Origin of the sequence: Bartonella sp. ML69XJBT (genome assembly GCF_028618515.1) — a bacterium.
In the GTDB taxonomy this organism is placed as follows: Bacteria; Pseudomonadota; Alphaproteobacteria; order Rhizobiales; family Rhizobiaceae; genus Bartonella.
In genome coordinates this window covers 1-13,016 of the sequence record NZ_JAQITB010000034.1, presented here as the reverse complement: position 1 = coordinate 13,016, position 13,016 = coordinate 1, and the positions used below count along the sequence as shown (strand labels likewise).

General features: G+C 36.7%; 6 protein-coding genes, 1 tRNA gene and 1 pseudogene. 4 read left to right on the top strand and 4 right to left on the bottom strand.

The window, feature by feature from the left end:
* Positions 1–450 precede the first annotated feature (450 nt).
* Together PVV68_RS08205 and PVV68_RS08200 are read right to left on the bottom strand one after the other, a co-directional pair.
* Complete coding sequence (locus PVV68_RS08205; protein WP_273721132.1) at positions 451–723, bottom strand: hypothetical protein; 273 nt, start codon at positions 721–723, stop codon at positions 451–453.
* Complete coding sequence (locus tag PVV68_RS08200) at positions 717–3,083, bottom strand: mechanosensitive ion channel domain-containing protein (RefSeq protein ID WP_273721131.1); 2,367 nt, start codon at positions 3,081–3,083, stop codon at positions 717–719. Before PVV68_RS08200 ends, PVV68_RS08205 begins: the two co-directional genes overlap by 7 nt.
* A 635-nt stretch (positions 3,084–3,718) precedes the next feature.
* Between PVV68_RS08200 and secD the strand changes: the two genes are divergently transcribed.
* From secD to PVV68_RS08180, 3 genes are all read left to right on the top strand, one after another.
* Positions 3,719–6,232: a protein translocase subunit SecD gene (secD, locus tag PVV68_RS08190; protein ID WP_273721128.1), complete on the top strand. Its 2,514-nt coding sequence runs from the start codon at positions 3,719–3,721 to the stop codon at positions 6,230–6,232.
* 98 nt (positions 6,233–6,330) lie between these two features.
* Entirely contained in the window at positions 6,331–8,094 is a 1,764-nt protein-coding gene (gene ybaL / locus PVV68_RS08185) for a YbaL family putative K(+) efflux transporter (protein ID WP_273721126.1), read from the top strand.
* Between the two features lie 6 nt (positions 8,095–8,100).
* On the top strand, positions 8,101–9,054 hold the full coding sequence (locus PVV68_RS08180) for a YbhN family protein (protein WP_273721125.1): 954 nt from the start codon (positions 8,101–8,103) through the stop codon (positions 9,052–9,054).
* A gap of 1,043 nt (positions 9,055–10,097) precedes the next feature.
* Here the strand turns inward: PVV68_RS08180 and PVV68_RS08175 are convergent.
* On the bottom strand, positions 10,098–11,651 hold the full coding sequence (locus tag PVV68_RS08175) for a TerC family protein (RefSeq protein ID WP_273721124.1): 1,554 nt from the start codon (positions 11,649–11,651) through the stop codon (positions 10,098–10,100).
* Positions 11,652–12,128: 477 nt separating this feature from the next.
* On the opposite strand from PVV68_RS08175, the gene PVV68_RS08170 reads away from it, so the two are divergent.
* A tRNA-Lys gene (locus PVV68_RS08170) sits at positions 12,129–12,204 on the top strand.
* A gap of 546 nt (positions 12,205–12,750) precedes the next feature.
* Here PVV68_RS08170 and PVV68_RS08165 read toward each other — a convergent pair.
* Positions 12,751–13,016 (bottom strand): annotated as a pseudogene (locus tag PVV68_RS08165) (hypothetical protein); the annotation flags it as partial.

Genomic DNA, 13,016 nt, shown 5'->3' with positions numbered 1-13,016 from the left:
AATATTTCAGAAAAATACAACAAATTGAAAAATTGTTTTATAGTTCATAATCTATATTTAGAACTAAATATAATTATTAAATATTTATAAAATTTTTTATATAAAAACTATTTATAATATTAATAAAATGAATTATCCTATTGAATAATAACTATAATAAATAACTTTATAGGTCAAATACTTTAATAAATTTTATAGAAAAAAATAAGAAACAAATGCCATTCATTTACTTTTTATAGTGAATACAAAATACTCAAAATATTATAAAGAGATTTTTAAATAATCACACTAAAAACACACATTACAATTTTGCACATATTATCTCCCACCTATCTTATACTCACATCACAATTTTTCACCTACTATTCTTAATCACGTACTTATCTAACAAGTAGGAAAAGACCTATGGTGCATCCAAGCTTTACCTAATAATAAAAATCTTAAACCATTTTATTTAAAAATTGCTCTACCTTCACTGATTTCTATATTATCTTCTGCCTTTATTGCAAAACGATCTTTATTAGGAAAAGTAATAAAACATCCTTTCATACAAATTGTAACTATTTGCTGCGAATTCAGCGCGATATTTAAAGGGACACTCCCTTCAACGATGATGAGAGATTGTACTTTAAAATCAATATTTTTCACTGTTGCTGCAAAAGCCGTCATAGACAAAATATCCAACAGCGTAGCTGCTATAAAAACATGAATATATTTTAGCATTCTAAGATTCCTTCCTCAACAAAACGCCTATATAATAAAAAGCGAAGAGCGTTTGTGACCTTAGAAGGTGAGGTAATGTTAGGGATATAAATTGCCAAATTAAATGAAAATTTCTTACTATCAAATGCAGTAAAACTTACCTGTGGTGCAGGATTTTTTAAAACTCCCTCCGTTGCAGAAGCAATTTCTAGCAAAATTTCCACAACACGCTCTGGAGCAATATTGGAGGCAACCGCAACAGGAATATCAATTCGCCCCATTTTACTTCGCCTCGTCCAATTGCTAACATTGTTATTGATCAGACTTGAATTAGGAATAATAATCGTCTTACGCTGCAATGTTTCAAGTTCCGTTGCACGCACACTGATACGTTTAACAATACCACCCACGGATCCAGATTCTACATAATCTCCAATCTTAAATGGTCTTCCAATTAGAATAATAAGCCCAGATACAAAATTCTGCACAATATTTTGCAATCCGAACCCTATACCAAGCGAAAGACCACCAGCAATAAGCGCAAAATTTTTGAGATCCAAACCTGCCATTGACATTCCTATCAAAGCCGATACGACAATACCTCCATAGCCTATAACCGTTTTGATAGAATTACGTACCCCAGAATCAAATTCCCCATGCTCTAAGACAGTTTCATCTAACCAACCCATCATTCGTCGGCTGAGAAATAAACAAATAGAAAAAGAAACGATTCCAGTTACAATAGAAATTAAAGAAATGAAGACATTTCCAATTTGAAAGCCTGTCATTAACTGCCACAACACTGCTTTTAAATCAGAATACGAAAACCCAAATTGTACAGCGATTGGCATTGCACAAAATACAATCACAACCAAATTGAGGAAAATACTTAAAAGCACCCCTAATTGATTCATTGTTTTCTCGTCTAAATGCAGCCATTGCGTTAAAGCATGACCAAGGTGTGTTTTCATAAATTGGCCTTTAGTTCCAAGCGCTTGAGCACTTTGTATTCCCAAATACATGAGAACTAAAAATACCCCACCAATCGTAATCTGCTGCATAATAAAACGTGCTAAACCAACATAACCTAAACAATCCATCACAATCAGCAATATTCCCAATACAATAAGAGGAATACGTATATAAAATGGCAAAAAGCGCGGCTCTTTCTCCTTCCCTTGAGAAATCTCACGTCTAAAACGTAAAGGTATAAACGAGATGATAAACAGCAATATCGCAAAAAGAAAAACAGCAATAAAACTTTTAGCAATCGTCAAAGAAAGCGAGGCGGAAACAATTTGATAAATACTATCAAAAACAGCATCAAATGCCAAAACGCCACCTAAAAAAGTAATTAAAATCACCAATTGATACGCTGCCGATGGTATAATATTAAGAAGAAGCCCACGAGTTATATTTGATGCTAAAAGAACAACCGCTAAACGATTGATCAAAAAAACGAATACAATTTGACAGCCTACCATATCAAATACTGCTGTAAGTTTTCCTGGATCCAAATCAAAACTACGGAACAAAAATAAGATAAGATAAACGCAAACAACACATATAAGTGATGGGAGAAGAACCGAAATAAAAGCGGCCAACAAGAATTGTAAATACGATATTTCTTCATTGTTCTTCATCAAATGACAGCGTACATTCGCTAGAATTTTGCGAGAAAAATAAGAAAGTCCTAAAGCAATAAAAAGTGGAATAAAAAAGGAAAGAAACAGTTGTAATAACTTGAAATAAAATACAAAATTCCACCAAGAACTCAACAACAAAAGAAAATCAGAGGAAGCCTCTTTGGTTTTTTGGATAAGATGTTTAACCATCGATATCGAAAACTCAAGCTTATGCGTAAGTGTGCGCTTAAAAAGTTCTCGAGATTGAGAAATAGCAAGTTCGGCTATCCTATTTGCAGACAAAAAGATTGATTCAAATCGGAGGACTATACTGTTAACTTTAACTTTTTTCTCTATCAATACAGAGCGCTCATCCGCTGTTTTTTTCAAATCATCATGGAGCTCTGTTAATTGATCAAGAAGTGCATTAATATCATTAAGAGGAGTACGCAAAACAAATGCTGCTTCTAGAGCACGTTTACTGATATCTTGTGCACGTAACCGTAGTTCTACCAAAGCCCGCTCATCTTCTGATTTATTTTCAAACTCTTTTTCTAAAGTTTCTGTATTTTGTTCAAGAGTCTTGATAATCTGCTGTTGTTGTTGAATAATTTCATCAATTGAATAAGAAGAGAGCGCTTGTCCGATAATCGGATTTTGCGCCTCAAGAGGCCCCCACCCCCAACAACTGAATACAACAATAAAGCCAAAAATAAAGAAAACGATGCGTAATTTTTTTCTAAAAAATGAATACATATTTGCCTTAAATGTACAAAGAGGAAACTACCCCCTCTTAAACGTATGGCATAAAACAAATATTTTCAACTTTTATAGAATTTATAAAATAAGCTTATAAAAGCTTTTCCTCATCCCATAATACTGATAATAAGGGAAAGAATAATATAGGCTTGTGAAACTTATAAGATAAAGAGGAGGCTCTCTAGAATGCTTTTTTTGCACCTCTATTGCAAAAAAGAAAATTTTCTCCCTTTTACGACTTGGCTTCTTCTGTCCGGCTTTGGCGTATTATTGGCGAGCAACTTAGAAAAGCTAGCTTATTTAATCAAACAACCACAAGCAAATAATATAGTGAGCACAAATACACTTGATCCACAAAATGAGTATCATCATTTGAATGTTAGCGAAAACAAAAAGTTTGTAACACTCCATACAGATTCCGTTTTGCCTATCAATATTGTTCAAAATATCCTAACATTGAATCCCTTTTTAATAACGAGCGTAATGATTTGCAGACGATTTGAGCATCTTCAAACGCAATATTTTACAAATAAGCGTGCTCCTCCTCTTACTTGAATTATAAAACGATCTTCTTATATCGTTTTTGCCTTTAATTTTAATAACTATTAGATTGCCTATTAGCGGAATATATCATGCGTACACCTGGTTGGTTGACTACTTTTTATTGTTTGATTCTTTTAAGCAGCATTTATGTTGCCTTGCCCAATTTATTTTCGCAAGAACAAGTTAAAAACGCACAATTCTTAACTGACACTCGTGTAACACTTGGTCTTGACCTTCAAGGAGGTTCTTCCCTCCTTCTCGAGGTTGACAGCAAAACGCTAAAGCGTGATCAATTGCACATAGTTTTAAGCAATGTGCGCAACACTCTGCGTGAAAAACAAATCCGTACATCAAGTATTCGTATCATTGAAGATAGTATTGTTGCCCTTCTTGCTGATCCATTACAAACTGACAAAGCACTTTCTGCTTTGCAAACATTGATCACTCCCATACACAGTAGCTTCGGTGCGACAGCCAATGACATAAGTATAAGTACGCAAAATGAAACTATCCGTATCAGATTAACTGAAGCTGGTATAAAAGATCGTATCAACAATGCGATTGAACAAAGTTTAGAAATCATCCGTCGCCGCATAGATCAAGTTGGTGTTACAGAACCCGCCATCCAAAAAGTGGGGACGGATCGTATTATGGTCCAATTACCTGGTTTACAAGACCCAAAGCAATTACGTGATCTTTTAGGCACAACTGCTAAAATGAGTTTTCATCTTGTTCCCTCTCAGGTGGATATAAATAACCCACCTCCAGGTGTTTCGATCCTTCCTGGCTATAACGATGAGACACAGCGCTATGCCATTTATGATCAAATCGCCTTAGATGGAAATGTTCTTAAAGATGCCCGTGCAGGTTTCGACCCACAAATACCAGGACGTTCTATTATTTCTTTTACCATGAATTCCGCTGGAGCAAAAATATTTGCCGACATCACACGACAAAATATTAACCGTCCTTTTGCCATCGTTCTAGATAACAAAGTTTTAACCGCTCCTACAATCAATAGTGTCATTCCTAACGGACAAGGCCAAATTACAGGAAACTTTGATCCTAAAGAAGCCTCTACTCTGGCTGCTCTTCTACGCGCAGGTTCCCTACCAGCCCCACTCACCGTAATTGAAGAGAGAACGGTAGGTCCAAATCTTGGTGCTGATGCCATCCAAATGGGGCTTTACACCGGCATAATTGGCTTTATTCTTGTGACAGTTTTTATTCTTCTCCTCTATAGAGTTTGGGGGCTCATTACGAATATAGCACTCGCACTCCACACTATTCTAACCTTTGCTGCGCTAAGTCTTCTCGGTGCGACACTCACATTACCAGGTATTGCTGGTATAATTTTAGGCATCGGTATTGCCGTTGATGCTAATATCCTGATCAACGAGCGTATCCGTGAGGAAAGTCGAAAAGGTGTCAGCGCCTTTGCTGCCTTAGATCGTGGTTTCAAACACGCTTTCGCGACCATTGTTGATGCCAATGTTACAGCAATTATTGCAACTATTTTGCTGTTTTGGTTTGGCACTGGCCCCGTTCGTGGTTTTGCTGTCACAATGCTACTTGGTATCATCATCTCCATGTTCACGAATATCACCATTGTGCGCATCATGATGATTTGGGTCATTCGTAAATGGAAAATTAAGACGTTGCATCTTCGCTCTATTTTCAACATCATTCCACAAAAGACAACTTTCCGTTTCATGAAAGCACGCTTCATTGGTATTGGCGTTTCAATTATTTTATCACTTGCTTCAGTTTTTCTGTTTTTTAAGCCTGGCTTGAATTTCGGAATTGATTTCATTGGTGGTAGTCAAATAAGCATTACCACCAAAACACCAGCAAACTTAGCCACCTTGCGCTCAAAGCTTTCTACTCTTAATCTTGGTGAAATTACCTTGCAAAATATTGATAATGCGAACAGTGTGCTCATCCGCATGCAGAAACAAAGTGGTGGTGAAACACAACAAACTGCTGCCATTGATAAAGTAAAAACAGCAGTACAAACCATCTATCCAGATGCCACATTCGATCAAATAGAGGTTGTTGGTCCTAAAATTTCGGGTGAACTTGCTACAGCTGCTTTTACGGCTGTTATTCTCGCAGCAATTGCCATGACCCTCTATATATGGTTGCGCTTTGAATGGTTCTTTGCAGTTGGTGCAATTGTAACGCTCATTTTAGATACCACCAAAATGATTGGTTTTTTCGCTTTATTTCAATTTGACTTCAATTTAACAGCCATCGCTGCTCTTTTAACAATTGTTGGTTATTCCATAAATGATAAGGTTGTTGTCTATGATCGCATGCGTGAAAATATGCGCCTTTATAAAAACATGCCGTTGCGTGAACTCATTGATCTCTCAATTAACCAAGTTCTTATACGTTGCCTCTTTACCTCAGCTACTACCGTTCTCGCTATGTTGCCTATGGCGATATGGGGAGGGAGCGCTGTCCATAATTTTGCTCTTCCCATGGTTTTTGGAATTATGATTGCAACCTCATCTTCTATCTTTATTGCCGCACCTATCTTACTCCTGCTGGGAAATTGGTGGCGTGGACGGAATAATCGTACAAACACTAACCTCAAATGAAAGTACCATGCTATTTCTTATGATATTCTCTGTTCCTCTTATAAAAAATACTATTGTTTCAATTCATTCATTTTTTGATAAAAAGTCGTAAATAATCCATGCTCCATGATACACCATTAATTACAACGATTGTTGCAGGCTTATGTTTAGCATTTCTGCTAGGAATGATTGCTAGTCGCTTGCGTATCTCACCACTGGTAGGATACTTGTTAGCCGGCGTTATTGTAGGACCCAATACAGGCGGTTTTAGAATAGATTCCGTTATTATCAACCAACTGGCTGAAATTGGTGTCATTTTGCTCATGTTTGGTGTTGGACTTCATTTTTCATTAAAAGACCTTTTATCCGTAAGAGCTATTGCTATCCCTGCTGCTATTGCACAAATGACATTTTCTACTCTTCTAGGATTGTGTCTTGGTCTGATCATGGGATGGGGATTGAGCAGCAGTTTAGTATTCGGTTTAGCTTTATCAATAGCAAGTACTGTTATTATGCTGCGTGCCTTGCAAGAACGCCATCTCATTGAAACAGAAAAAGGACGTATTGCTGTTGGATGGTTAATTATTGAAGATTTGGCGATGGTCTTTATACTTGTTCTCATACCATCATTAGCAAATGTTCTTAGCAATACAAAAAAGGAAGCCTTTGATCCCCTTGTTCAATGGTTAGATTTAAGTATTTGGGGAATTTTTGGTCTTACCATTCTGAAAGTTATTCTCTTTATTGCCCTAATGCTTATTATTGGGCGGCGTTTTATCCCGTGGTTACTAAAAATGAGTGCACAATCAGGATCACGTGAGTTATTTCGGCTTAGTGTCTTTGCTATTGCACTAGGAGTGGCTTTCGCAGCCGCCCATTTATTTGGTGTTTCTCTCTCTCTTGGTGCCTTTTTTGCCGGTATGGTTATGAGTGAATCAGAATTAAGCCATCGTGCAGCAGAAGAATCCTTACCATTGCGAGATGCATTTTCTGTTCTCTTTTTTGTTTCTGTGGGAATGTTATTTGACCCAGGGAAACTCTTGACTCATTTTTTCCCTCTCCTCGCAACATTATTCATTATTATAGTAGGCAAATCTGCTGTTGCCTTCTTCATTGTTAAAGCTTTTCGCTATTCTAATGCAACAGCTTTAACCATCTCTGCAAGCCTTGCCCAAATTGGAGAATTTTCTTTTATTCTTGCAGGTTTAAGTTTGAGTTTAGGACTTTTAAACAACGATGCCCACGATTTAATTCTTGGAGGAGCGATTCTTTCTATTTTGCTCAATCCTCTTGTTTTCCTTGCCTGTAACAAAATAAAAAAACGTTTAGAAATTTTTTCTACCAATGTACAAGATACACAAACAATTATTGATATTGATCCGCAAGATCCAGACCAAGAATTATTACCAACAACCTTAAAAACCAACCATATCGTGATTATTGGTTATGGTCGTATTGGTCAATGTGTTGCATTATCTTTAATAGACAAAGGTGAACCTGTAGTGGTAGTAGAAGAATCAAAACGCCTAGCTGATCAAGCAATTGCAGACGGCTTCGAGGTCATTTGTGGCAATATCATTCAACAAGAAATAATGAACGCAGCAAATATAAACGACGCATATAAAGTTGTTATTACAATGCGCAGTCCTATTGAAGTGGGAGAATGTATAGTGAATATACGTGATATGAAGAAGGATATTCAGATAATCACGCATGCACTCTCCGATGTAGAAACAACTTATCTCATTGATTTAGGTGCAGATATCGTAGTAACTGACGATGAGGAAATTGCCAATGGTGTGATCGGACATATAACGGGGCAGAGATCTGTCAAGAATATGCACAATCGTAAATCAAATTTCATAGAAAACACAAATGGGTAAAGAAGCGTGAAAATAAAGCAATTAATATGGCCGTTTATTGGTATTTTAGCAATGTTGGTATCTATCCGCATTCTTTATATAAAGCTCTCTGCCATTTCTTTTAGTGATGTATTGGAACGCTTAAGCAATTTAGATGCACAACACTGGTTTTTAGCCTGTGCATGCTCTCTCTTAGCTTATGCTGCTCTTGCTGGATATGATCGCATTGCCTTACAGCATCTTGGCCATAAAATTTCTTGGTTTTTTATTGCTATATGTTCTTTTACTACCTATGCTCTGTCACATAATATTGGTGCTTCAGTTTTTTCTGGCGCCGTCGTGCGCTATCGCGCCTATAAAATGAAAGGATTAAACGGAACAGAAATCGCGATACTCGTAGGATTTTGCTCTTTTACCTTTGTGATAGGCACGATTTTACTTTTTGGGATTGTTTTGATTTTACAACCCGAAATTATTACACTCATTCATGACGGGCTTCCTGAATGGCTTGGAATAACAATTGGTGCAATTCTGCTCGGTTGTATAGCGCTTTATACTTTTGGCAGTTGGCTTCAATTAAAACCCTTACGCTTGAGCAAAAAAGTTCAACTTTCCTACCCACGATTGAAAATTGTCATTCAACAGCTTCTCATTAGTCCCATAGAGCTTTTAGGAGCAGCAGGAATTATATATGCCGTTCTCCCCTACAACCCGGATATCCATTTTATTTCTGTACTCGGCGTTTTCCTAGCATCTTTTACCATAACCCTTCTCTCCAACGCTCCAGCCGGAGGCATTGGTGTTTTGGAAGCTTTATTCATAACAGGTATGCCAAGTGTAAATCCAACCGATGTTGTTGCGGCACTTATTGTCTTTAGAATGCTTTATTTAATTATACCGCTCATCATTTCATTATTTGTTGTAGCAATTTTTGAAGCCCAGCAATACTGGAAACGTTCTCCTAAAATACCTCCTGAGTAAATAAAAAAAATCAATGCTTCTCTTTTTGCCCACGGAAATAAAACTACAATATATTGATCTATAATAACAATTTATTTCTTACAACTTTAATGAGTATCTCGCATATTGTAAAATTCTCTCATTTCAAATCCTTCTAATTGAATAAATTAAAATGACGCACTTACACGTCACAAGCAAGATGAGCATGTGGAAAAAAACGAATAAAAAAAATTAAAGAACTTTATTGAATGCTCTCAGCTACCAACGACTGTAGCAACATCGGGACTGATAAACAGTATGATGGTGCCTGCTTTCTTCTCCATAAGCGTAAAGATGATAGAACACAATGGCTTTATCATTATAGTATCCATGGGGACATAGTAAAATAAACTGGAAAACCTTGAAAGATGTCTCTTTAAAAGATAATCACAGCCAATTTATCCTCCTATGAAAACACCCCCACTATATCGCCATTTATCTTTTTCTATTAACCCCTGAGACGTCTCTCTTGCCATATTAATTTCATGATACAAAATGTATCATATTTTAATTTCTCTCATAAAATCATTTATCAAACCATCAAATGATTTCTTTAGAGAAAAATGATCATTTCCATAAGCCTCTAGCGACTTTTAATGTCGAATTGCCAATGCTGTTTTGTCATGTAACAGGCTCTATAACATTTTTGGTGACAGGAGTTTCTATAAAGGATCATACAAAAATCCAAATAAAGATTTCACAACATTTTCAAAAACTAAAAATGGGGAAATAACGCATATGTAATTATCACTTTTGAGATTAATCGTCATTTTCCCAACAATTCTGCATCATTTTTTAGTCTTTAGCAGATTATCACTCCCTCCCCTTTAGCAAGAAAACTTTTTTATTCAAACAGAGAAGCTCATAAAATTTAATTTATACATATCCATGCTTTACACTCAAAGAAAACGTCTAAAGACCAATGATACTATAATTGATCCACCAATCTCCCTATGTTTTGCATTCTCTATAAATAAGGCAACTTTTTCCTATCCCTTGCCTATCAAACAAATGCTCTTTTTTGACTATGCGAGCGGAGAAATAAGGATTTTAGATACATTGCGGCGATCCATTTCGATAACTTTAAAGCGCAAACCATCAGCTTCAAAGCTTTCCCCCTCATTTGGCAAATGACCAAATTGCCAAAGCATAAACCCAGCCAGAGTCGTATAACGATCTGCCTCATCAACAAGATTACGCCCAAGATAACCACTTAAACGGCGGATATCGGCATATCCCTCAACAAGGAGGCTTCCATTTTCAAGTTTTTCTGCAATCATAGGTTCTTCATCATCATCAGGGAAATCACCCGCAATGGCTTCAAGAATATCGGTTGGTGTTGCAATCCCTTCAAAAGATCCATGCTCATCGACAATAATTGCAAGCTGAATCGAAGAATGCCGCAATTGCTCCATCAATCGTAAAACGCTCGTATTTTCATGAACAACGAGAGGTTCTCGCATGGACTTTTTCCAATCAATTTTTTTACCCTCAGCTAAATTCAACAGCAGATCTTTTGTCAAAGCAACGCCAACAAATTCATCTACTTTTTCACGAGCAAGAATTAAACGACTATGTTTAACCTGTTGTAATTCTTCACGCATTTCATTCTCATCGCCATTTAAATCCAACCACTCAATCTCATTGCGTGGTGACATAATAGAACGAACAGGACGATCGGCCAAATCAAGAACACCACGAATCATCTCTTTTTCTTCAGGTCGAAACAATTCAGAAGCTGCCGCCTGTTCAGCAATGACATCTACAGTCTCACCAAGATGACCGTCTTTGTTTCCCCCTCCTAAGAGTTTCAACACAGCATCTGCAGTTCGCCCACGTAAATCATTTGTTGTAATCATCTTTTCACGATTACGACGTCCAATTTGATTAAAAGCTTCAATAAGAACAGAAAAACCAATAGCGGCGTACAAATACCCTTTTGGAATATGAAAGCCAAATCCTTCAACAATGAGAGTAAAACCAATCATCATCAAAAAGCCAAGACAAAGAATTACAATAGTGGAATGGCGATTAATAAAACGCATCAGAGCGCCAGATCCACACATCATTACTCCCATAGCAATAATAACTGCTATATACATAACAGTTGCCTGTTCTTTTGCAATCATACCTGTTGCAGTAATAATGCTATCTAAGGAAAAAACGGCATCCAGCACCACGATTTGCACAATGACCTGCCAAAAAACCGCATAAGCAACACCTGTTTTTCTTTCATGTGGTACGCCTTCTAACCTTTCATGTAATTCTAGCGTTCCCTTTGCCAGCAAAAAAGCTCCACCACTAATTAAAATAAGGCTATGCCAACTAAAGACAAAAGATGAGAGTGAAAGAATTATTGTATCAAGATTCATCACCCATCCAATAACCGTAAGAAGAAAAATCCGCATAACCAATGCTAAAGTGAGACCTATCAAGCGCGCACGATCACGCAAATGTAGGGGTAATTTTTCAGCTAAAATTGCAATAAAAACAAGATTGTCTATTCCTAAAACAATTTCGAGAAAAACCAACGTGACCAAACCAAACCAGGCATGAGGATCAGTGATCCATTCCATCATAGTTCACCCATTAAAAACATCTTTAAAAGCTTAAAAGCGCACGATTGATAAAACAAATTCATAAGCCTTCATTCGCACAATTGATCAAAAGCATTGAACACAAAAAAAATCGCGTTCAAAGCAAACAACGGCAAAATATTCCTTAAACATATACAGTTATTGATAAAGTTTATAAAATAGAACGCTGGCCTACACTGCTTACAACCACAAGAAGGCTCCTCTGAATTTTTCTCGGGCATTACGCTCGACGATCCTCCAACTACAGTCCCGTATAATAATCAGAACACTTATTCACAGAGCTCCTTATAATGGGTCTATTTTTATCTAAGATCAAGAGGTATAGTATGATATTTTAAACTGTACAACCAATTTAGCGACAAGTTTGATCACTTTCATATAAAAAACAACAAAATTATCTAGACATCCTCCCTTAAGAGCGTTATAGAACCGCACAATTCTCATCTTTTGAGAAGGTATGGGTGATTAGCTCAGTCGGTAGAGCAGCTGACTCTTAATCAGCGGGTCGTGGGTTCGATCCCCTCATCACCCACCATAGCATTTTATATCGCAAATAAGTTAGTGACTGTAGCTTGTCGGCGGGTTTTGTATATTTTGACACCAGGTTTTGTACCAATTTATTTTCTTTTAAAGGGTTTTTAAGGTGTTTTCAAAGGGTCTTCAAAGACCTTTCAAAGATCATTTATAGCCTCTTTAATGAATTTCTTTCTCCTCTCCTAAAAATTATGATTTTTAATGATCAGTTCTTTTGCCAGAATCGTATTACAATCGCATTATTTGAGAAGCAGCATGCATAAAAAGGTATCTCTTCTTTTAACATAAAGTGAGTGATAGCTTTTCAGTTTTCTAAGGTATTATTAAAACAAAAGAAGCTTTGAGGAATTGGGTAAACATTACCCTATTGCTGAACTCATGCAATTGGATCAACTTGATCCTATTGTACCTTTAAGGAATAGGGACAAGTTGTCCCCATTGCTCTCCCACCCAAAGTGCAAACATTGCACGTTGATCTCAGAAAGCATTACAACCGATCAAAGGAGCAGGTTGCACTTTTGATCTTCCATTTCCTTCACATAAAATTTCATTGTGATCTGAATATTTCAAAAATAGGATCAACTTGACCCAATTTTTCTTCATCATGCAATTGTGCAATGTTTGCACTATTGCTCCTTTTAGCAATTGGTGCAAGTTGCACCAATTGCTCTAAATGTTCATCATCACCGATCAAAGGGTCAAGTTGACCCTTTGATTTTCTGTCACTCAGAGGTTTATTTTTCCCCTGCCTCTTTTCCCTTGTCTGGTGCTTCGAGTGTGATTTCTGTGGTGTAACCACTTTGCTTTTCATAG

Coding starts and splice junctions, on each gene's coding strand:
- secD (WP_273721128.1), top strand. CDS start 3,719: ATGCGTACACCTGGTTGGTTGACTACTTTTTATTGTTTGATTCTTTTA.
- PVV68_RS08175 (WP_273721124.1), bottom strand. CDS start 11,651: ATGATGGAATGGATCACTGATCCTCATGCCTGGTTTGGTTTGGTCACG.
- ybaL (WP_273721126.1), top strand. CDS start 6,331: ATGCTCCATGATACACCATTAATTACAACGATTGTTGCAGGCTTATGT.
- PVV68_RS08205 (WP_273721132.1), bottom strand. CDS start 723: ATGCTAAAATATATTCATGTTTTTATAGCAGCTACGCTGTTGGATATT.
- PVV68_RS08200 (WP_273721131.1), bottom strand. CDS start 3,083: ATGTATTCATTTTTTAGAAAAAAATTACGCATCGTTTTCTTTATTTTT.